This is a genomic window from Escherichia sp. E4736, assembly GCF_005781225.1.
GTDB lineage: Bacteria > Pseudomonadota > Gammaproteobacteria > Enterobacterales > Enterobacteriaceae > Escherichia.
Genome location: NZ_VATT01000007.1, coordinates 96,155 through 117,777, shown reverse-complemented (window position 1 = coordinate 117,777; position 21,623 = coordinate 96,155). Strand labels below are relative to the sequence as shown.

At 52.5% G+C, this 21,623-nt stretch carries 21 protein-coding genes, 1 tRNA gene and 1 pseudogene; 6 read left to right on the top strand and 17 right to left on the bottom strand.

Annotated elements, in window-relative coordinates:
* Window positions 1-64: 64 nt before the first annotated feature.
* The 3 genes from torD to torC are packed head-to-tail and all read right to left on the bottom strand — an operon-like array spanning window position 65 to window position 4,364.
* Window positions 65-664, bottom strand: coding sequence for a molecular chaperone TorD (gene torD, locus FEK46_RS05160; RefSeq protein WP_135559670.1), 600 nt, complete (start codon window positions 662-664; stop codon window positions 65-67).
* Window positions 661-3,195 (bottom strand): trimethylamine-N-oxide reductase TorA, encoded by a 2,535-nt coding sequence (gene torA, locus FEK46_RS05155; protein WP_135559671.1) that lies wholly within the window; start codon window positions 3,193-3,195, stop codon window positions 661-663. Before torA ends, torD begins: the two co-directional genes overlap by 4 nt.
* On the bottom strand, window positions 3,195-4,364 hold the full coding sequence (gene torC, locus FEK46_RS05150) for a pentaheme c-type cytochrome TorC (RefSeq protein ID WP_130205418.1): 1,170 nt from the start codon (window positions 4,362-4,364) through the stop codon (window positions 3,195-3,197). Before torC ends, torA begins: the two co-directional genes overlap by 1 nt.
* A 131-nt stretch (window positions 4,365-4,495) precedes the next feature.
* On the opposite strand from torC, the gene torR reads away from it, so the two are divergent.
* From torR to FEK46_RS05135, 3 genes are all read left to right on the top strand, one after another.
* Window positions 4,496-5,188: a two-component system response regulator TorR gene (gene torR / locus FEK46_RS05145; RefSeq protein WP_135559672.1), complete on the top strand. Its 693-nt coding sequence runs from the start codon at window positions 4,496-4,498 to the stop codon at window positions 5,186-5,188.
* 32 nt (window positions 5,189-5,220) lie between these two features.
* Entirely contained in the window at window positions 5,221-7,965 is a 2,745-nt protein-coding gene (gene torS, locus FEK46_RS05140) for a TMAO reductase system sensor histidine kinase/response regulator TorS (protein WP_135559673.1), read from the top strand.
* Window positions 7,966-8,036: 71 nt separating this feature from the next.
* Window positions 8,037-9,110, top strand: a complete 1,074-nt coding sequence (locus tag FEK46_RS05135) for a 4Fe-4S binding protein (RefSeq protein WP_135559674.1) — start codon at window positions 8,037-8,039, stop codon at window positions 9,108-9,110.
* Between the two features lie 48 nt (window positions 9,111-9,158).
* On the opposite strand, the gene FEK46_RS05130 is transcribed toward FEK46_RS05135, so the two are convergent.
* The 4 genes and pseudogenes from FEK46_RS05130 to cspG all read right to left on the bottom strand — a co-directional run bounded on the left by FEK46_RS05130 (window position 9,159) and on the right by cspG (window position 9,937).
* Entirely contained in the window at window positions 9,159-9,332 is a 174-nt protein-coding gene (locus FEK46_RS05130) for an addiction module toxin, GnsA/GnsB family (RefSeq protein WP_130205410.1), read from the bottom strand.
* Window positions 9,322-9,557, bottom strand: a pseudogene (gene ymcE / locus FEK46_RS05125) (protein YmcE). The gene FEK46_RS05130 and the pseudogene ymcE overlap by 11 nt, the downstream one beginning before the upstream one ends.
* A complete protein-coding gene (locus FEK46_RS05120; RefSeq protein WP_130205730.1) occupies window positions 9,526-9,714 on the bottom strand; it encodes a cold-shock protein in 189 nt (62 codons plus the stop codon). The pseudogene ymcE and the gene FEK46_RS05120 overlap by 32 nt, the downstream one beginning before the upstream one ends.
* A 10-nt stretch (window positions 9,715-9,724) precedes the next feature.
* Window positions 9,725-9,937, bottom strand: coding sequence for a cold shock protein CspG (gene cspG / locus FEK46_RS05115; protein WP_000066493.1), 213 nt, complete (start codon window positions 9,935-9,937; stop codon window positions 9,725-9,727).
* Between the two features lie 286 nt (window positions 9,938-10,223).
* On the opposite strand from cspG, the gene cspH reads away from it, so the two are divergent.
* Window positions 10,224-10,436: a cold shock-like protein CspH gene (cspH, locus tag FEK46_RS05110; RefSeq protein WP_130205408.1), complete on the top strand. Its 213-nt coding sequence runs from the start codon at window positions 10,224-10,226 to the stop codon at window positions 10,434-10,436.
* Here cspH and FEK46_RS05105 read toward each other — a convergent pair.
* The 10 genes from FEK46_RS05105 to hyaA all read right to left on the bottom strand — a co-directional run bounded on the left by FEK46_RS05105 (window position 10,424) and on the right by hyaA (window position 20,217).
* Window positions 10,424-11,734 (bottom strand): AppA family phytase/histidine-type acid phosphatase, encoded by a 1,311-nt coding sequence (locus FEK46_RS05105; protein ID WP_135559675.1) that lies wholly within the window; start codon window positions 11,732-11,734, stop codon window positions 10,424-10,426. The two genes, cspH and FEK46_RS05105, sit on opposite strands and share 13 nt — an antisense overlap.
* Window positions 11,735-11,814: 80 nt before the next feature.
* Entirely contained in the window at window positions 11,815-11,907 is a 93-nt protein-coding gene (gene cbdX / locus FEK46_RS05100) for a cytochrome bd-II oxidase subunit CbdX (RefSeq protein ID WP_032161491.1), read from the bottom strand.
* Window positions 11,908-11,919: 12 nt separating this feature from the next.
* Entirely contained in the window at window positions 11,920-13,056 is a 1,137-nt protein-coding gene (gene appB / locus FEK46_RS05095; protein WP_130205404.1) for a cytochrome d ubiquinol oxidase subunit II, read from the bottom strand.
* An 11-nt stretch (window positions 13,057-13,067) separates the two neighbouring features.
* Window positions 13,068-14,612, bottom strand: coding sequence for a cytochrome bd-II oxidase subunit 1 (gene appC / locus FEK46_RS05090; RefSeq protein ID WP_131162308.1), 1,545 nt, complete (start codon window positions 14,610-14,612; stop codon window positions 13,068-13,070).
* Between the two features lie 134 nt (window positions 14,613-14,746).
* Window positions 14,747-15,604, bottom strand: coding sequence for a hydrogenase expression/formation protein (locus tag FEK46_RS05085; RefSeq protein WP_135559676.1), 858 nt, complete (start codon window positions 15,602-15,604; stop codon window positions 14,747-14,749).
* Entirely contained in the window at window positions 15,601-15,999 is a 399-nt protein-coding gene (hyaE, locus tag FEK46_RS05080) for a hydrogenase-1 operon protein HyaE (RefSeq protein ID WP_135559677.1), read from the bottom strand. Before hyaE ends, FEK46_RS05085 begins: the two co-directional genes overlap by 4 nt.
* Window positions 15,996-16,583, bottom strand: coding sequence for a hydrogenase 1 maturation protease (gene hyaD / locus FEK46_RS05075; RefSeq protein ID WP_130215801.1), 588 nt, complete (start codon window positions 16,581-16,583; stop codon window positions 15,996-15,998). Before hyaD ends, hyaE begins: the two co-directional genes overlap by 4 nt.
* Window positions 16,580-17,290 carry a Ni/Fe-hydrogenase b-type cytochrome subunit gene (gene hyaC, locus FEK46_RS05070; RefSeq protein WP_135559678.1) on the bottom strand — a complete coding sequence of 237 codons (711 nt, stop codon included), beginning with the start codon at window positions 17,288-17,290 and terminating at the stop codon, window positions 16,580-16,582. Before hyaC ends, hyaD begins: the two co-directional genes overlap by 4 nt.
* Window positions 17,291-17,308: 18 nt before the next feature.
* Window positions 17,309-19,102 (bottom strand): Ni/Fe-hydrogenase large subunit, encoded by a 1,794-nt coding sequence (hyaB, locus tag FEK46_RS05065; RefSeq protein WP_130260792.1) that lies wholly within the window; start codon window positions 19,100-19,102, stop codon window positions 17,309-17,311.
* Window positions 19,099-20,217, bottom strand: coding sequence for a hydrogenase 1 small subunit (gene hyaA, locus FEK46_RS05060; RefSeq protein WP_010344442.1), 1,119 nt, complete (start codon window positions 20,215-20,217; stop codon window positions 19,099-19,101). Before hyaA ends, hyaB begins: the two co-directional genes overlap by 4 nt.
* A 404-nt stretch (window positions 20,218-20,621) precedes the next feature.
* On the opposite strand from hyaA, the gene FEK46_RS05050 reads away from it, so the two are divergent.
* Both FEK46_RS05050 and yccA read left to right on the top strand, forming a co-directional pair.
* Window positions 20,622-20,709: transfer RNA gene (locus FEK46_RS05050), tRNA-Ser, on the top strand.
* A 198-nt stretch (window positions 20,710-20,907) separates the two neighbouring features.
* Window positions 20,908-21,567, top strand: coding sequence for an FtsH protease modulator YccA (gene yccA, locus FEK46_RS05045; RefSeq protein WP_131162313.1), 660 nt, complete (start codon window positions 20,908-20,910; stop codon window positions 21,565-21,567).
* Window positions 21,568-21,623: the final 56 nt, after the last annotated feature.

The window sequence follows — 21,623 nt, the reverse complement described above, 5'->3', positions numbered from 1 at the left end:
TTCACGCCGCATCCGGCAGCTATGCCATAATGCCTGATGCGACGCTTAACGCGTCTTATCAGGCCTACCAATCGGCATTATCTCTATTGGTTATCGCAAGCAATAACTGGCTTAGTGCCGCGTAAAAACCAAAGCTGTCATACTGATGGCAACGCACAGCAAACTCTGGTAACCATTGCCGCAGCGCCGTCAGTGTTTTTTGCCGCAGATTGTCAACTTCCTGTGCAGGTACAATCCCCTCTCCCCGGGCAAAATGCAGATAACTTAACAATTCAAGAAAAATCGCCAGATGATCTGCCGGTTCGTTAAAATTGCCACTGGTTTCCATACCTGCCTCAACTAACAAGCGTTTAATCTCTTGCTCGTCCTGTTTATAGGCCGAAGCATACGGCAGTGCCGCTTGTTTATCGGTCATCAGAAACAGGCTGCAAAAGTCAGCGGCAAGTTCCAGACGGGCGTCGTCACGTACCGTCAAGGCGGCGATTTTAGCTTCCAGCTCATTCACCGCCGCAGTCAGCGGCGGCTCGCGTTTCAGCAAAGAAAACCATTCAGCCATCTGTGCACTGGCGATTTGCGTCAGTTGTTCATCGTCCAGTTCACGGGAGAACAACTGCGCCAGCCAGGCGTAGATACAGGCATTCTGTTCCACCGTTAGTGAAGTCATGATTTCACCTGCGGTGCCGGAACATATTCGCACTGCGCCACCATCTCAATCGGACCGCTAAACGCCGTTACCTTCTCTATTGGACCGGTGAATTTTTCAATTTCCACAATGGTCGTGTGTGAGCTGGTGGCCTGCGCCAGTTGCGAAGTCCCGATGTCGGGCGTTAGCACATTAGGGTTACCGTATTTACACAGCGCATTGAGCTCACCGCCTTTATCCGGATCATACCAGGCGCCTTCATGGATCCGGATCACGCCTGGTGCATAGAGATCAGAAACCACAGCGCCCACCAGAACCTGCCCCCGATCGTTAAAGACACGCACCACATCACCGTTAGCAATCCCGCGCGCACGGGCATCATGCGGGCTGATATATACCGGCTCTTTGCCCGCTACGCTGTAATGCTGACGCAGTGTTTCAGATTCACACAGTTGCGAGTGGACGCGATAATCGGGATGCACCGATTGCAGATGCAGTGGATACTTCTGCGAACCAGGTCCACCGTGGGAACGTTCAATTTTCTCAAACCACATTGGATGCCCCTGACAATCGTCATAGTGCATGTCGGCGATAGTTTGCGAGTAGATCTCAATCAACCCGCTCGGCGTCCCCAGCGGTTCGAGGTCGGGATCTTCGCGGAACGCCTGATGACGCACGAACATCTGCGGATGGTCATAGACCACGTATTCTTTACTGTTCCACAACTCATCAAAGGTCGGTAAATGGATGCCGAGTCCTTTGGCCTGCTGGAGCGCGTCCTGCCAGATGCGCTTAAGCCAACCCATCTCATCCAGACCTTCAGTAAAGGCTTCCTCACGGTCAAAGCGGCGGCATAACTCGCGGAAAATATCAAAGTCGTTGCGCGCCTCAAATTGCGGCTGCACCACCTGTTTAGTGGTGATAAGCCCATGGCTGGCATAGTCACCAAACTGGTCGAGATCGTTACGCTCAAACTGTGTGGTTGCGGGTAATACAATGTCGGAAAAGCGGCAACTGGAGGTCCACTGGTTATCAATGGAAATCACCGTCTCCAACTTGCGCCAGCCTTCAATTATGCGGTTGATCTGCTGATGGCGGTGGAACGGATTGGTCCCGCTGAAAACACACATTTTCAGCGGCGGCAACTTAACTGTTTTGCCGTCCCAGTTGATCTCTTTCCCCGGTTCCAGAATGGCGTCGATATAACGGGCCGTTGGGATGGTGCTGCTGTAACCTTTGTAATCGTTGTTGTTATGAACTGGCGGAATTTTCGTGGCACCGGGAAAACCGCTCAGGATAATCCCTTTACGACCTGGCACGCCTGAGCCGCTGCTGTGCCAACTAAAACCAAAACCGCCACCTGGCAGGCCAATCTGCCCGAGCATTGCCGCCAGCACCACTATCATCCATGACCACTGCTCGCCGTGCTGCATACGTTGGGCGCACCAGCCAGCCATAATTTGCGTTCTTGTGCCCGCCATTTTCCGCGCCAGCGCGCGGATCGTTTCGGCGTCAATGCCGCACAGTTTTTCTGCCCAGACGGCATCCTTCGGCTGGCCGTCTTCCTCACCCAGCAAATACGGCAGAAATTGCTCGAAACCGACGCAATAATCAGCAATGAATTGTTTGTCGTACAGATTTTCGCTGTACAGGGTATGGGCCATCGCCAGTTGTAGCGGCACATCGGTTTGCGGGTTAACAACAATATGTTTAACGTGCTCGCGCCCCAGATATTCATGCGTTGAACTGACCACCGGGTCGATGCTGATGACTTCGATTTCGCCCGCCGCCACCTTTTCTTTCAGTTGCTCGTAATATTCATAAACATCGTGAGACGGGCAGCGGAAATTAACCTGCTGATTCTTCACCAAATCGGTGCCCCACATGACGATGATTTTGCTGTTTTGCAACACTAACGGCCAGGATGTTTGTTGTTCGTAAACTTCCATTGATCCCACCACCCGCGGCAGGATCACCTGCGCTGCCCCGGTGGAATAGTCACCGCCGGTACTCACTTTATTGCCATGTAGTGCGATGGCTTTCGACAGCATTCCCCCGGCGCTATGAAATTTACCTGATGATTGCCCGCCGCTGGCGGTCAGTAACGCACTGGGGCCATAGGTTTTTTGCACCCGTTCCAGTTCTTCATAGAACATGTCCAGGGCTTCATCCCAACTGACGCGGACAAAACGGTTATCACCGCGTTGAGTGGTGTCACTTAGATGGCGCTTACGCAGCCAGTCGACTCGCACCATCGGATAGCGAATACGCGCCGGATTGTGGACGTGATCCGGCAGCCCGGCGATAATTTTCGTCGGGTACTTATCCAGTTCAAACGGTTTCACCGCCACAAAGCGCCCGTCTTTCACCGTCGCGCGAATGGCGCCAAACCGCGAACCGGTCAGGATACCCTCTTTCGACGTAACAGCTTGCGCTGCGTTAACGCGGCGTGGAGTTAACAGCGATGGCCCCAGCATCCCTGCCAGCGTTAAGCCGCCAAGCTGGGTAAGAAAGCGTCGACGTGATGCCTGAAAAATGTCTTTATTTTTCATTATTTTCCTTCCTTATCGCTGTGAGACTTCCCTGCGGTATCCGACGCATGCATTTGCAGATATTTCAGCATGGTGCGTTCTTCCCGTTTATCCAGGCTGGTAAAACCAATCATGCCGTTGATTTGGCCGATCCAACCGTTGGCGTCGTAATGGGTCGTTGCTGACGCGCCGTGACACTGTTTACAGGCACTGCTGTACAGCGTATCGCCATAGGCCCAGATTGGTTTGATGTCGTCGACCATATCGCCCTTCTTCAACCATGCGGTGGCCTGCATCTTACTCCACTCGGTTTTGGTGTCAGCAACGGTGGTTTTCTCCAGCATTTTCGCCTGCTGCTGGATATCGCCGCGAATAGAGGCGACAAAAATCCGTTTGCCGGGCAACTCGGTCAGAACCCGTTGAGTTCCAGCGCTTTCCGTCCAGCCGATGATAGCCACCTGCAACCAGTCGCCGTCACGTTTAAGCACTTTCACTTCAGAGGCTGGCAGCAGTGAACCCGTCGCTTCTTTATCATCCTTTGCTGCATAAAGCGGCTTTATATCTATAGAATAAAGGATGTCTTTATCATCTCTGCCGCTGGCGCGTAGCTCTTCGAACTGTTTACGCGAGCCGCTGCTCATATCCGGCAGCTGGTGGGCAATGCCTTTATGGCAGTCGATACAGGTCTGATTATCTTTCGCTGCGGCGGCCATTTGACGTGCGGCTTCCGGATGCTGCTTTGCATGATCCATCGCGTCGTAGTTATGGCAGGAACGGCAGGTCGCTGAATTGTTCTCTTTCATCCGCGCCCATTCGCGCTCGGCGAGTTCTGCGCGTTTAGCGTTGAATTTCTCAGGGGTATCGATGGAGTGACCAATAACGGTCTGATACACCTCATTACTCGCTTCCAGTTTCCGCTTCAGCATTCCCGGTAAATCTGACGGGACGTGGCAGTCATGACACTCGGCGCGTACGCCGGAAGCATTCTGGAAATGCGCCGACTTTTTATATTCTTCATACACCGGCGTCATACTGTGGCAACTGACGCAAAACTCAGTACTGCTGGTGGCCTTGATCCCGAAGTGAGGTAACACAATCAAGGCAATACCGATCACGATCCCCATCAGCACCAGCGCTAACACCGACCAACGCGCACTTGGCCGACGCAGCGCACTCCATAGTCGTCTCATAATAACTCCTGTAAAAATATAATTTGGCAACTGTGATCTTAATAAGCAAATATGAATAGCGGCACTCGTCAGGATGAATGGCTTATGACAGCATATGAATGGATATGAACAGGAAGATCGGGAAAGCAGGGATGTCACACCATATTGTCATTGTTGAAGATGAGCCTGTGACGCAGGCACGTTTGCAAAGCTACTTCATCCAGGAAGGGTATCTCGTGTCGGTCACGGCAAGCGGCGACGGACTACGGGAAATTATGGAAAACCAGCCTGTTGATCTCATTTTGCTGGATATCAACCTGCCCGATGAAAACGGCTTAATGCTTACACGAGCCCTGCGCGAACGCTCAACGGTGGGGATTATTCTGGTGACCGGGCGCAGCGATCCTATCGATCGAATTGTCGGTCTGGAGATGGGCGCCGATGATTATGTCATCAAACCGCTGGAGCTGCGTGAACTCGTGGTACGGGTAAAAAATCTGCTCTGGCGTATCGATCTGACCCGTCAGGCCAACGCTCTCACTCAGGATAACTGCTATCGTTTTGCCGGATATTGTCTGAATATCTCACGCCACACGTTGGATCAGGACGACCGACCTATCAAACTCACCCGCGCGGAATACGAAATGCTGGTGGCCTTTGTCACTAATCCTGGCGAGATCCTCAGCCGTGAACGACTGCTGCGTATGCTCTCCTCCCGGCGGGTAGAAAACCCCGATTTGCGCACCGTGGACGTACTGATCCGCCGTTTGCGTCATAAACTCAGCGCCAACCTGTTAGTTACGCAGCATGGCGAAGGGTATTTCTTAGCCGCTGATGTCTATTAATCCACCGATTCAGGTAATGTGGTGCACCAAGGATGATTTTCACTCTGGCCAAAAGATTGTGGATGGCGTTTGCCTTGATGGCATTGCTGACTCTGGTAAGTATCTTTGTAGGTTGGTATAACCTGCGCGTTTTAACTCAAAGCGCTCAGACCAATACTCTGGCCCTGATCCCAACCATGAATATGGCCCGTCAGTTGAGTGAGGCCAGCGCGTGGGAACTCTTTACCGCCCAAAATCTGAACAACACGGATAGCGCAGAGATGTGGCAATCCCAGGGGAGAACGTTATCGGCGCAGAAGCTGAAAATTGACTCCCTGTTGCAGGGGCTGCGCGAGAAAGGGTTTGAAACGATAGCTATTGAACGGCAAGCCTATGAGATTGACCACTCGCTACGTCAACAGGGCGATCTGGTCGGTCAGCGGCTGAAACTCCACGATCAACAGCAACAACTCAGCCAGCAAATCGTCGCCTCGGCCGGAGAAATCGCCAACATCGCGCAATCCCAGACCCATTACATAGCCATCGCCACCGCATCACCGCAGTCTGGCCCGCAAAGTGTGTTTGGCTACAATCATAACAGGTCGGCAGAGAGCGCCGTCGAACAGTGGGTTGCTGGCGATCGTGAGTACGTCAGGCAGATGCACGAAATGCGCTTTAGCGCTCTGCAAATACAGCATTTCGTTATGAAACTGGAGCTGGAGGAGAGTGAAAAAAATAAGAACAGGCTGCCTGTTCAATTGAAAAACGCCCTTAACAGGGTACAGCTTCAACAAAGGCGCATTAAGGCCCCACCGGTTCGCGCGCAGGCTGAAAAGGCGCTGGAGACAGTACAACGATATGTCGAGTTACTGGCGCTGTACCAACGTGAAAAAGCACTCAATACTCACCTGCAGACGCTGACGCAAAATAATATTGTGCAGTTTGCACAGTTCAGCAACGAAGTTAATCAGTTGGTCGCAACCATTGAGCAGCGTAATCGGGCCGGACTTACACATCTGGAAAGCGCCAGTGAACATGTACGGTTTAACCTGCTACTGCTGGGCGTCGTTTCTCTTTGCTCATTGATTCTGATCCTCTGGCGCGTGGTTTATCGCTCAGTCACGCGTCCACTTGCCGAACAAACGCAGGCGCTGCAACGCTTACTGGACGGTGATATCGACTCTCCTTTCCCGGAAACCGCTGGCGTACGGGAGCTGGATACCATCGGGCGGCTGATGGATGCGTTTCGCAGCAGTGTTCATGCGCTTAATCGCCACCGCGAACAACTGGCGGCGCAGGTCAAAGCGCGCACTGCCGAATTGCAGGAGCTGGTGGTCGAACACCGACTGGCACGGGCGGAAGCAGAAAAAGCCAGTCAGGCAAAATCGGCGTTTCTGGCAGCAATGAGCCATGAGATCCGCACACCGCTGTACGGAATTCTCGGCACCGCGCAGTTGCTGGCAGATAACCCGGCGCTTAACGCCCAGCGTGATGATTTGCGGGCGATTACTGACTCTGGCGAATCGTTGCTGACCATCCTCAACGATATTCTCGATTATTCGGCTATCGAAGCAGGCGGCAAGAATGTTTCGGTCAGCGATGAGCCCTTTGAACCGCGCCCACTGCTGGAAAGTACCCTGCAATTAATGAGCGGACGGGTGAAAGGTCGCCCGATTCGCCTGGCAACGGCAATTGCCGACGATGTCCCAACCGCGTTAATGGGCGATCCGCGCCGTATTCGCCAGGTTATTACCAATTTGTTGAGTAATGCCCTGCGTTTCACCGATGAGGGGCTGATTATCCTGCGCAGCCGCATTGATGGCGAGCAATGGCTTGTCGAAGTGGAAGACAGCGGCTGTGGTATTGATCCCGCGAAACTGGCTGATATCTTTCAGCCGTTTGTTCAGGTGAGCGGCAAACGCGGCGGCAGCGGCCTGGGGCTGACTATCAGTACCAGTCTGGCTCAGGCGATGGGCGGCGAACTGACCGCCTCCAGCAAGCCGGGAGTAGGAAGCTGTTTTGGCTTACGGTTACCGTTACGTGTTGCCACTGCGCCCGCACCAAAAACAGTCAATCAGGCGGTGCGTCTGGACGGTTTACGATTACTGTTGATTGAAGATAACCCGCTAACGCAGCGTATTACCATCGAGATACTTAACACCAGTGGCGCTCAGGTCGCGGCCGTAGGAAATGCCGCGCAGGCTTTAGATGCTCTGCAAAATAGTGAACCGTTTGCTGCCGCGCTGGTGGATTTTGATCTGCCGGATATCGACGGCATTACACTTGCCCGGCAACTTTCGCTGCTATATCCGTCGCTGGTTTTGATTGGCTTTAGCGCCCATGTCATCGACGAAACGCTGCTCCAGCGTACCAGTTCGCTATTTCGCGGAATTATCCCTAAACCGGTGTCGCGTGAAGTGCTTGGTCAGTTACTGGCTCACTATCTGCACCTGCAAACACATAACCATCAACCACTGGATGTATCGCAGCTCAATGAAGATGCGCAGTTAATGGGGGTGGAGAAAATCCACGAATGGCTGGCATTATTTAAACAACATGCCCTGCCCCTTCTCGATGAAATGGACACAGCCCGCGCCAGTCACGACAGCGACAAAATCAAACGTGCCGCGCATCAGTTGAAAAGCAGCTGCGCCAGTCTGGGCATGCGCAGTGCCTGTCAGTTGTGCGGACAACTTGAGCTGGAACCATTAACCGCGGCCCTGCCGCGTGAAGAAATTACGCGTAGCATCGCGGCCCTGGAACAGTGGCTGAATAAGAAAGCCCCGAACCCGATGTGAATCAATATCATCTCGTTGAGAAAACTTAGAATAGTGGCATTTGGTATGCAACTTAACGGGCGGGCAAAATCATGGCAGAGAAAAAAAGAATCCGCTGGCAGCGACGGCCAGGCACGACGGGCGGTAAATTACCGTGGAATGACTGGCGCAATGCCACGACCTGGCGTAAAGCGACGCAATTATTACTGTTGGCAATCAATATTTATATTGCCGTCACCTTTTGGTACTGGGTGCGCTATTACGAAACGGCAGGTAATACGGCATTTGTCGCCAGACCGGGGGGCATTGAAGGTTGGCTGCCGATTGCTGGTCTGATGAATCTGAAATACAGCCTTGCAACAAGTCAGTTACCTTACGTGCACGCCGCCGCGATGCTGTTATTGGTCGCTTTTATCATTATCAGCTTACTGCTGAAAAAAGCCTTTTGTTCGTGGCTATGCCCTGTTGGTACGCTCTCTGAATTAATTGGCGATCTCGGGAAAAAACTGTTTGGTCGACAATTCGCCCCTCCCCGCTGGCTGGATATTCCTCTACGCGCGGTGAAATATTTGCTATTAAGCTTTTTTCTTTATATCGCGTTATTCATGCCCGCCCAGGCGATTCACTATTTTATGCTATCGCCTTATAGCGTGGTGATGGACGTTAAAATGCTCGATTTCTTTCGCCATATGGGGAAAGCGACATTAATCAGCGTGACGGTTTTGCTGATTGCCAGCCTGTTTATTCGCCATGCCTGGTGTCGTTATCTCTGCCCATATGGTGCGCTGATGGGACTGGTTTCGCTATTATCGCCGTTTAAGATTCGTCGCAATGCCGAAAGCTGTATCGACTGCGGTAAATGTGCGAAAAATTGCCCATCACGGATCCCAGTCGATAAATTAATTCAGGTCAGAACGGTGGAATGTACCGGTTGTATGACCTGCGTGGAGTCATGCCCGGTGGCCTCAACATTGACCTTTTCGCTGCAAAAACCTGCGGCAAATAAAAAGGTCTTTGCCTTGTCTGGCTGGCTCATGGCACTACTGGTATTGGGAATTATGTTCGCGGTGATTGCTTATGCGATGTATGCGGGAGTATGGCAGAGCCCGGTGCCAGAGGAGTTGTACCGACGCTTAATTCCACAAGCGCCAATGATTGGTCACTAAATTAGCAACAAGCGGAACATCACCTCGCACGGGGTGATGTTCACAAAATCACATTATTTTGATTTTGACATCATAACTTTCAAGCCCGGTCATTTTCTCCCGCGCGGTGAAGCGAATTTCAGAGACTTCTTTCCCTGTGTTCTTGTTAAATTCGGCGATTTTTTGCGCGATAAAATCTGAGATTTCCGTTTCGGCTTGTTTTTTTAGCTCTTCAATATTCACTGTTAACCTCTTCTGGTCTTAAAAGACAGCAACACGCCAGTAAGGTGTTGGTTCCCGGTACCTGGTCAGGTAAGAAATGTTATAAGCCATCTCCCTGAAAGATTCAATAATCAACAGGTTATCGCTTATTATACATACAGAGTTGAGGAAAAATAAGCCAGATATAAAAAAGGCTCCACGAGGGAGCCTGATATTATTTGGTGAAATCCAGTGGTGTCTGGTCAGTGCGTATTTGCAATGCGATGTTATCAAAGGTGATCATCATCGATTTACAAAAAATACACTTTGCACCTAAAGGGTTTCGCTCCGTCACATCGAATGCCGATGTGCGGTACTGTGAACCATGACAACATGGACAGCGGAAATGGAGATGCTGAGTAATAGCGGCAACCTTAGAGCGTAACAACGTTCGCTGCCGAGGGACCACGTTGCCCCTGCTCAATAGAAAATTCGACTTTCTGATTTTCGTTCAGCGTGCGGAATTCATTGCTCTGGATGGCGGTGAAATGGACGAAAACGTCCTTGCTGCCATCATCAGGAGTGATAAAGCCGAAACCTTTATCTGCGTTAAACCATTTTACTAAACCAGTCATTTTATTAGACATATTATTACTTCCTTCATTTTGGGCCTTTCGGCAAACAGGGCTTTAATACAGAAACTACTTAGTGTTCAGGAGAGAGACTCAAAAGAAGGGGATAATGCCTGATAATGAGAACTGCTTTAGTAAACTACTTTGTATGATGTCTGTCTTTCAAACCGACGCAGCTATTAACGCATGATAAATAATATTAAGCAAACTTTATTTTGGCCGTCCAGCGGTCTTAAATAAAACTGGCTTTATTTTATTTAGACCGTATAGTGCAGCGCAGATTTATCAGTAAGGAATTTGTTTGTCCCGTAAAATGACAGGAATTGTCAAAACCTTTGATCGCAAAAGCGGCAAAGGATTCATCATCCCCTCCGACGGTCGTAAAGAAGTCCAGGTCCATATTTCCGCATTCACCCCCCGCGACGCAGAAGTGCTCACCCCAGGGTTACGCGTGGAATTTTGCCGCGTCAATGGCCTGCGTGGCCCCTCAGCGGCAAATGTTTATTTGTCCTGATGGAGAGTGCATGCCGGAATGCGTGCTTCATTCACGATTTGCGTAAAACCAGCCAACGAACACATGCCCTGCGCGTTTCTTTCGCCACACTCAGCCAACGTTAACGCCACTTCGCCTGGCGGAGTTTTTAGCGACAACGGAGTTTTGTCACGCATCTGCTGTAGGGTCTGGAATACCAGCGATACCTGAATCCACTGGCTGTTATCACTAAGTCGCCGCCAACGTTCAAAAACCAGTTCGCCCCCCGGTGGGGTATTATCCGGCTGGCCTGGTAGCGTCCAGTTAAGCTCTAGCGCGCCCCCCAGATTCGCCAGATTAGTGTCGTGTCCGGCAATAAATAGCAGCGAAGTGGGTAATGTCACGCCATAAACCTGTTGTTGCGTGTTATTTGGCGTCAGCGCCGTCAGCACTAAATCCAGCAACGGCGTGGCGCGACTACGGGCAACCTCTGGTGTCCGTTGCAGCAAATAAAACTGCGCGTTATGCAGACTTAGCAAGGTGTTCCACTGGTGTGAATCAGTAATTCGCCCCCAGCCAGGCTCCGGCATTCCCTGTGCCTGTTGCAGGAGAAATATCTCCGTCAGCATTGAAGCCAGACTTGCCGCACCGGTCAGAGATACATTGTCATCACTCACTTTGAGTTCGGACGGCAATGCCTGAGTCAACGTACAACTTTCGTCCTGATTGTCTCGTTTGAGGCACAGATTTGATTGCTGGAAATTGAGAACCTGCTCCAGTTCGCGAAATGCGGTTTGCCGATGCTCGGTAAACTCCGCTATCGATCCCCCTGCTCTACTGAGAATAGTCTCGGTAACGTTGGTCTTATCCAGTTGGCAAACGCCAGTTTTAAGGGGATTAAACAAGGGATCGGGCCGGGAAGTATCTGGCTGGGTATGTACTGTAATCGTACAGTTGGGTGCCAGCCCGGCAGCAAAGGCTTCACCTGTTTTACGCGTACGTTCATCGACATCCGCAATAATCGCAACCTGATCAGGTTTCGGGCAGCCATTTTTTGCCAGTAAACCGTCAGCGACCAGGCGTTGGCGTTGATAATGTCCAAGATAAGTGACCAGTTCGCCGCCACGCGGGGTCAACCAGCCCAATTTCACCGGCCACTCAGGCCATGTGTCTGGAGTGACATCCTGCATGAGTGGCGTGGCTTTGGTGGGCGCACGCACGCCATGACGGCTGACAATCACCACCCGCTCCAGCTTCAGTTCCGGCTCACTCTGAGCGAATGCAGGTGGCGAGGTTAACGGAATCAGAAGAGATAAAAATGGGATCAAAATCGCTTTCATCGATATGTTTCCGTTTTTCATATCCGACATGACTGCCTGATGCGACGCGTCGTATCAGGCCTAAGTTCGTTGTACGCCAGTCATCCCTTCAGGCGCGGATCCAGCCATACCAACACGACGGTAGAAAGCGAACACATCAACAAAATGCCGACGAACCACAATAGATACCACATTGTTCATGCTCCTTAGTACAGCTCATGATCGTGACGGCGCAGCGTTTCAGTCGTCATACGACCCCACATTTTGTAGTAGCTCCATAGAGTGTAGAGCAACACTATTGGCAAAAATATCAGTACAATTACTAACATAATGCTAAGTGTCAGTTGGCTGGAGGTACTGTCCCACACGGTCAGGCTGGATATCGGACTGATACTCGAAGGCATAACAAAGGGAAATAACGTAACGCCAGCGGTGAAAATCACACCAAATTGCATCAACGACGCCATCAGAAATCCCCAACCGGGGCGGCCACGATAAATTGCCATCGCTGTCAGTAACGGGCAGAAGAAGCCGAGCAGTGGGAAGATCCACAAGACTGGCGATTCGATGAAGTTATTCATCCAGGCGCCTGGCAGTACCGTCACCATTTTCATCAGTGGATTTGACGGACCGTTGACATCCTGAGCGAGTAACACAAAGCCATCAATACCGACCCACAGCCAGTATCCCGCCAGCAGGAAGCAGAGCATCACCAGCAGCGCGGCGCGTTTGGTCGCCAGTTGTGAACGCAGATGAATAGCGCCAACGGTTTTCAGCTGCAACCAGACGCCCCCTTGCAAAATCACCATACCCAGACTGAGCAAGCCGCACAGCAAAGGGAATGGCGTCAGCAACTGCCAGAAGCTACCGAGATACTCCACGCGTAATTGTGGTGTGAAGCTAAACGGCACGCCAAGTAACAAGTTACCAAACGCAATACCAAAGACCACAGGCGGGACCAGACTACCAATGACCAGACCGGCATCCCACATTTTGCGCCAGCGGGCATCCGCTATTTTGCCGCGATAATCAAAAGCTAACGGGCGGAAGAACAGCGAGCACAGCACCAGGATCATCGCCACATAAAAGCCAGAAAACGCCGCTGCGTAGACTCTGGGCCAGGCGGCAAATAATGCCCCACCTGCGAGGATCAGCCAGACCTGGTTACCCTCCCAGTGAGCGCCAACGCTGTTGATCACTATCCGGCGTTCATCATCGTCACGCGCCACCAGTGGCAGCAGACAACCGATCCCCATATCAAATCCGTCGGTGACCATAAAGACCACCAGGATGACGCCCATCAGCAGCCACCAGATGAACCGTAATGTTTCATAATCAAACATGACTCTCTCCTTTACCCCTGTTGCTGCGCTGGTTGTTCACTCTGCATCGCACTCGGCCCCAGGCGGGCATATTTCTGCATCAGGTAGACTTCGGCGATTAAGAACAGGGTGTAAAGCCCTACGATCATGATCAGAGAGAAGGCCAGTTGGCCCGTGGTTAATGCAGAGTGCGCGGAGTATGTCGGTAAGATGTCCTGAATCGCCCACGGCTGACGACCAAACTCGGTCATAAACCACCCGGCCTCAATGGCAATCCACGGCAGTGGCAAACTCCAGAGCGCCATTTTCAGCACCCAGCGATGTTGATCGATTTTGCCGCGCAGCGTCTGGACGAGCGCAATCAGCATCACCAGTAACAGCAGCGAACCGCAGCCAACCATGATGCGGAAACTCCAGAATACCGGCGCAACTTGCGGGATTGCGCCACGCATCGCCGCCTGGTACTGCGCAGCAGTGACATGATTCATATCCGGTGCATAACGAGAGAGCAGCATGCCGTAACCGAGATCGCCTTCTAACTCGCGAAACGCCTGTAATACATGCGGCTCGCGGTTGCCCTGCGATATCTCCTGCATTAACAGCCAGGCTATGCGTCCCCGTTGCAGCCGTGGGTAGGTTTCGGCCATCAAATTTTTCAGCCCGGGAACAGGTTTATCCAATGAATGAGTGGCGAGGATCCCTAACAGGGCTGGGATTTTAATGGCAAAAGCGTTGCGTTCTTGATCCTGTTCCGGCCAGGCTACGAGATGGAACGGCGCGGGTGCTGGTTCGGTTTGCCACTCCCCTTCCATCGCCGCCAGTTTTACCGGCTGTACTCGTGCGACTTCATATGCAGAGCTGTCTCCGAGTTGCAGCGCGCCGATTATCGCCAGGGTCCCGAAGACAGAACCGATGGCAAACGAGCGGAGTGCAACGTCGCGCTCCCGCCCACGCAGCAAATACCACGCGCTGATCGCCATAATGAACATCGCCCCGGTCACATAACCTGCCATCACCGTGTGCACAAATTTCACCTGGCTGACAGGGTTAAAGACCAGATCGCTGAAGCTGGTCATCTCCATACGCAGGGTATCGATATCGAAATGCGCCCCGGTCGGGAACTGCATCCAGCCATTGGCATTCAAGATCCACAATGCGGAGATATTTGAACCGAATGCCACCAACCAGGTGACCAACAGGTGTTGGTATTTATTCAGGCGTTGCCAGCCGAAGAAGAACAGACCAACAAAAGTGGATTCGAGGAAGAAGGCCATTAATGCTTCCATCGCCAGCGGTGCGCCGAAAATGTCGCCTACATAGTTGGAATAGAATGACCAGTTAGTACCAAACTGAAACTCCATCGTCAGGCCGGTGGCCACGCCGAGAGCAAAGTTGATACCGAAGAGCTTACCCCAGAAACGCGTCATATCGCGGTAGATTGTTTTGCCGGTAACCACGTAAATAGTTTCCATGATGGCCAGCAAAAAAATCAGCCCCAGGGTAAGGGGCACAAATAAAAAGTGATACAGCGCGGTCAGCGCAAACTGCCAGCGCGATAAGTCAATAACATCCCACATGCTAACTCCTGTAGGCGAAGAGAGGGTAATAACCCTTTAATAGTAGATCCCTCTTTTTATCCTTACAGTTTGTAGGTAGTTGTATTCGCTAATTGCGATATTCACAGGACCGAAAGCGATATTTGCCACCGTTTTTACTGTTGTGCGCTTTCCGCCAGCCACTGACAAACCTCGCCGAGACGCTGCGCAGAGTCCGCCAGATCTTCCGGCGCAGCCAGCACAACTTCGGGTATCGGGCAGATTTCATAACTCTCAAGCAGGGGGCCTTTTAAGGTGTCCATACAGCGTAAATGCCAGACATGGCGTAATCCCGTAGCATTGATATAGCTCTCGCCGTAGCCAATGGTCCGAATCTGAATATTTCCCGGTCCGCAAAGACGCGACAGAAAAAGCCGATCAGCCTCGCTGATGGGTAGCTGCGTCAGATTAATACTGTGCGGCTGCGCGTCGGGGTTTCGTACATGCGCCAGCAACTCATGGGCCAGCGGTAAGCCATTCATCAGGCCATTGATGGGGGGCGGTAATAGCGAATCTGTCGGCAGCGCGTTTTGCGTTGCCGCCTGCCACAACGCCAGCGGCGCGCAGCCAGCCTCCAGTGTGTCCTCCAGCAACTGTTCGCCGCGACGTCTGCGTACACGCCATAATCCACAGAATATCGCCTCCTGAATTTCACTTTCACTGCCGTCAGCGTGCTGGATGCGCACTGATACTTCCCCTTCCCCAAGCAGCGTATTGATGAAATGACGATCGTCGGCGTTGAGATTTAACAGATCGACTGCCAGCACCTCGCCCAACGGCAGCTGACGTTCGCTTAGTTGATGTTGCAACTCGTTTAACAGCGCCATCACCTGCGGGCTGTGAGCACATTGCTCCAGTGCCGCCATACTTGGTTCATCATTCACCTGACAGGTAATCGGCAGTGGATTCATACTGAAACTGTCGTCGCCAGGTTGTGTTCCCGGTCCCAGCAGATGGAAGAAAGTGTCGCTCATGAGGCTCGCTCCTGTTGCGGTTCGACAAGCCCACGCATCAGGTTTATCAGCTCCGCCCACGGGTGGATGCCGTTCAACACGCCGCGATAGCTACCGCCGGTAAACACCAGGGTGGCGGGAAAGCGAAAAACACCAAAGCGATCGCCAATGACTTCGCTTTGCTCAAGATCGGCAATCGCCACCTTCCACGCATAGTCTGGAAACTCGCGCAGTAGCTCGCCGATCATTACCGGATTGTCGCTGACTTCAGGCGTCCGTTTTGGGTCACAGCTTAACAACACCACGCCGTCTGGCGCTTGCGTAAGCCAGTCATCAAGACAGGATTCACTAACCTGCGTCCAGCCGCGCGCCAGCATTCGTTGCCACAACGCATCAAATGGCGTGTCGTTGCTCATCCCTGCTCCTCCAGCGTCATCCGGTACTGGCGCAAGCGAACGCCTTCGTAATTTTCCATCGACAGACAGTCATAATTGAGACAACGAGACTCCTCAGTCGGTTGCGGTACAACTCCCCACTCAGCCAACTGGACCAGCGCCGCCTGTTCCGCAGCGGGCAGTTGCTCTCGCGCCAGTTCGCTCAGGCTGCCGCCGTAGTCGTCGAGCATCGCGGGTTGCAGGCCGACGAGGGCAATATGTGCTGGCAGATGTCCGCGGATATCTGCCAGCGCCAGCACTTCGGAGAAACTGTTCTGGTGCAGGCTCATTTTCTTCGCGCTGAGATAGGCCGGAATACGTTCTCCGGCATAGGTTCGTAGCGTTCCTGGCTCCAGCCCATAATCAATGGCATCGAGAATCAACAAGTGGCTGGCGCTTTCGACATAGCCCAGCAAGTTCAGCCCCTGAGTGCCGCCATCAACAATCTCCACTTCCTCGGGCCAGTGATAATGGGCATACAGCCGTTCTGCCACCCGCACGCCGAAGCCTTCATCGGCCCACAGCAGGTTACCCAGCCCCATTACCACCACGCGTTGCTCGCTCATGAACGCTCCTTGTTGCTTTTGACTTTAAAAAATTTGTGGCTGCGGTAGCCATTCACCATAGTGGAGATCACCGTGTCATCAGACATGATGTCTTCACGCAGCGCCATGTACACATGACCGATCACAAACGCGCCAATCAGCCACATCCCCAGCCGATGCCAGCTGTGAATGTCCATTGAGTTGCCGCCCGTCCAGTAGAAAAATTCCACCACGTAACGGAACGGTGTGAAGATGGCATACTGACTATGTTCGCTGAACAGCGCAAAACCGGTGACGATCATAAAAACGGACATCAGGAAATAGCCGAACATCGCGGCCTGGGCGATGGGATTATGACCAATATCAGCACTCGGGCGTTTTGCCAGAAACAGATACCAGCGGATTTCATACCACACGCCCAACCACCAGCGTTTACGCCACACCGGCACGATGAACAGCTCGCGTGAGTAGCGATTACCGAAAAATGCCCAGTAGATCCGCATCAGTAATATCACAGTAAAAATCATCCCGGCACTGAAGTGAATTAACCGGATGTACCCCATGTAGAACAGATAAGTCGCCTCGCCGCTGACCGAAGGCAGCGGTTTACCAATAAAGTAGCCAGTAACCATCAACACTGCCATGCACAGCACTGTCAGCCAGTGCCAGATCCGCACGGGCGCTTCAAAGACATAGTGGCTGACAACGTTGTCGCTTTTCTGTTGCATGATGATTCTCCTTCGCTGTTAACGCACCTGCACGGAGATAAGCTCGCTGCCATCGTCGCCTAGCACGTGAGTTGAACAGGCGAGGCACGGGTCGAAGCTGTGCAAAGTACGCAGGATTTCCAGCGGCTGTTCAGGAATAGCCATTTTGGTGTTCATCAGCGCCGCTTCATACGCACCAATTTGCCCTTTGGGATCGCGCGGGCTGGCGTTCCAGGTGGTCGGCACCACGCACTGATAGAGATCAATCTTGCCATCGCGAATGGCGGCCCAGTGACCTAACGCCCCGCGCGGCGCTTCGGTAAAACCGACGCCCCGGCACTCTTTCGGCCAGGTAGCAGGCTCCCATTTTTCAGTGGAGGCGGTGGCGAGGTTGCCGTTTTTCAGGTTGGTCATCAGCTTGTCAAAGAAGTATTGCAACTTACCTGCGGCCCACTGCGCTTCGTGCGCGCGGCACAAAATGCGGCCCAACGTTGACTGGATGCCATAAAGCGGCAGGTTCAGTGCCGACATCATGCGATCGACAGACTCAACGGTTGCCGCATCGCCTTTGTGGTAAGCGATCAACGTGCGCGCCAGCGGCCCCACTTCCATCGCATGACCGCGCCAGCGTGGCGCTTTGATCCACGAGTAGCGTTCCTGTTCATTCAGTTGCTGAATGTTAGTATCACTGCCTTTGACATCGCCGGGGTTGTACCACGGATCGGTAATACCATCGAAGGGATGACGTCCAACCCGATCGTCGGGATAACGATACCAGGCGTGATCGACAAACTCCTGCACCTGCTGCGGATCAACCAAATCTACTGGCAGCACGTTTTTGAAGTCGCCGTTAATTACTGCGCCGCCAGGCATCAGCAGACTTTTTTCGCCAAAGTCGTTGGCGATATCGGGGAACGCACCGTAGCTGAGGACGCATTGATCCGAAAGGCCCGTGCCGATTTCGCTCCACGGTTTGTTGAACTGGCCGATGGCTAAAGCGTCGGGGATCATCACGTTATTAATGAAGTCCGCCGTACGGGTGATAATCGACTGCACCAGGTTCAGGCGTTCCATATTGACCGCACCGACCGCGCCGCTTTCGTCAATGTTAATTGCGCATGGCATCCCGCCGACAATCCAGTTTGGATGAGGGTTTTTACCGCCAAAGACCGCGTGGATTTTGACAATTTCACGCTGAAAATCGAGAGCTTCGAGATAGTGGGCAAAGCCCATCAGGTTGGCTTCTGGCGGCAGTTTATATTGCGGATGGCCCCAGTAGCCGTTACGGAAGATCCCCAACTGCCCGCCTTCAACAAATTTCTTCAGTCGGTTTTGCACATCGAAGAAATAGCCAGGGGACGATTTCGGCCACGAAGAGAGGCTTTGCGCCAGTTCGGAGGTTTTCCGCGGATCAGCTTTCAGCGCATCTAACACATCGATCCAGTCCATCCCGGCGAGCTGATAGAAATGCACCAGATGATCGTGGCACCAGAGCGTTGCCAGCATAATATTGCGGATGATATTGGCGTTGTCCGGCACTTTAATACCGATGGCATCTTCGATGGCGTAAACCGAAGCCAGGGCGTGTACGCCGGTACAGACGCCACAGATACGTTCAACGAACGCCCACGCATCGCGCGGATCGCGCCCTTGCAGGATGATCTCCAGCCCGCGAAACATAGTGCCGCAGGAGACGGCATTGGTTATCACATTCTGATCGTTGATATTTACTTCACAGCGCATATGGCCTTCGATGCGCGTGATCGGATCAACCACCAGGCGACGTCCGGCATTGTTGATGGTGTATCCCTGAGTTTCGTACTGAGTGCTCATGCCTGTTTATCCTCGTTGCCCGGCTGTTGTTCTGCTTCTGCAAGTTGCTGGTTATGACGTCTGCGCTGGTCAACGGCGCTGGCGACTGCATGTACGCCAACTGCCGCAGCCACCACGCCAAGCGCGGTTAAGCCGACGGTATCGGCGGTGGAATGAGTCCCCATTTGCGGAATATCGACCACGCGACTGTAGAACGAGCCACGATCCCAGAAGCCATTTTCAGAACAGCCAAGACAACCGTGACCAGACTGAATCGGGAAGGAAACGCCATCATTCCAGCGGGTAGAGGAACAGGCGTTATACGTAGTTGGCCCTTTGCAGCCCATTTTGTACAGGCAGTAACCTTTACGCGCCGCGTCATCATCCCAACTCTGCACAAACTCTCCGGCGTCGAAGTGGGCGCGGCGATAGCATTTATCGTGAATACGCTGACCATAGAACATCAGCGGACGCCCCATTCTGTCGACATCCGGCAGGCGATCGAACGTCACCATGTAAGTAATGATGGCGCTCATCACATCCGGGATTGGCGGGCAGCCAGGCACTTTGATAATGGGTTTGTCGGTGATGACTTTGTCGATAGGCGTTGCCTGCGTCGGATTGGGCCGCGCGGCCTGCACGCAGCCCCATGAAGCGCAGGTTCCCCATGCGATAATCGCACTGGCTCCGGCAGCGGCACGTTTGAGTTTTTCAATAAACGGCCTACCGCTGCTGATACAGAACATCCCCTGCTCACCCAGTGGCGGATTGCCCTCCACCGCAAGGATATATTTACCATTGTATTGTGTGATGATGTCTTCAAAGACTTCTTCCGCCTGAGTTCCGGCGGCAGCCATCAGAGTATCGTCGTAGTCGAGAGAAATAAGGGAAAGAATGACATCCTTCGCCAGTGGGTGAGCGGAGCGGATAAAAGATTCGGTACAGCAGGTGCATTCCAGACCGTGGATCCATACCACCGGAATGCGCGGTTTATTTTCCAGCGCCCAGGCAATCTTTGGTGCCATTCCCGCGCCTAATCCCAGCGAGGTTGCAGCCAGACTGCAATATTTGAGAAAGCTGCGCCGGGTGACCCCCTGACGCCGCATGGCCTGGTAAAATGTCTCCTCGTTATTCATATCGCACGTCTCTTCTCCTTGCGACACCAGCAGGACGCCGGGCGCTTATGGTCGGCAAGCGACGTCCCTGTAGCAAGGCAAACCATCGTTTTACGTGAGAGGCTGAAAACGAAAGCTCATCCTTCTGCACTGGCGCACGTCGCCAGAAAGTATTGTTAATAAAGCGTAGTGAAACTTTTGCACAAAACAATACAAACTGTGTGGATTTGTCTTTTAGCGATAAAAATGGGCCTTATTTTCCTTAAGGTTTGGCGCAGAACGATTACGAGCTCATTTTTATGGCGACAGAATACCCAAATTGCTGTTATTTCACGCAATCAACGCGCATTTGTCTGTTTTTCAAGCAAACAAACAAATTGGGGGTTTACACGACGCATCGGGATGTTTATAGTTCGCGTCATTCCGGAAGTGTGGCCGAGCGGTTGAAGGCACCGGTCTTGAAAACCGGCGACCCGAAAGGGTTCCAGAGTTCGAATCTCTGCGCTTCCGCCAAATAAGATAAGGGGTTAGCTAAATGCTAACCCCTTTTTCTTTTGCCTGTCAAAATGCTATACCACACTCAGTGGCTTAACCATCCTCTGCTAAACCTGTTCCAGATCAAATGCGTAAAGATGGGTAAAACCTCTGGGTAGCTTTCGGCATTATCATTATGCTGCTTCATTAATTACATCTGTCATAGAGAGTGACTCAATGGATCGTATTGTTAGTTCTTCACATGACCGTACATCGCTGCTTAGCACCCATAAGGTGCTGCGTAATACCTATTTTCTCCTGAGCCTGACACTGGCCTTTTCGGCGATTACCGCGACGGCCAGTACGATTTTGATGCTGCCATCTCCGGGGCTGATTCTGACGCTGGTGGGTATGTATGGTTTGATGTTCCTGACCTATAAAACGGCGAATAAGCCGACCGGGATTATCTCCGCGTTCGCGTTTACCGGTTTTCTGGGTTATATCCTCGGGCCAATTCTGAACACCTATCTGTCAGCCGGAATGGGTGACGTAATTGCCATGGCGTTGGGCGGTACGGCATTAGTGTTCTTCTGCTGCTCTGCGTATGTGCTGACCACTCGCAAGGATATGTCGTTCCTCGGCGGTATGCTGATGGCAGGTATTGTTGTTGTCCTGATCGGGATGGTAGCGAATATCTTCCTGCAACTGCCTGCTCTGCATCTGGCGATCAGCGCGGTGTTCATTCTGATCTCCTCTGGCGCAATTCTGTTTGAAACCAGCAACATCATCCACGGCGGTGAAACGAACTACATTCGTGCCACTGTGAGCCTGTATGTGTCGCTGTATAACATCTTCGTTAGCCTGTTGAGCATTCTGGGCTTCGCCAGCCGCGATTAATCTCGCCCGCTATCTCTTTCTGAGCCTCGCTTTATGCGGGGCTTTGTTTTTTGTTA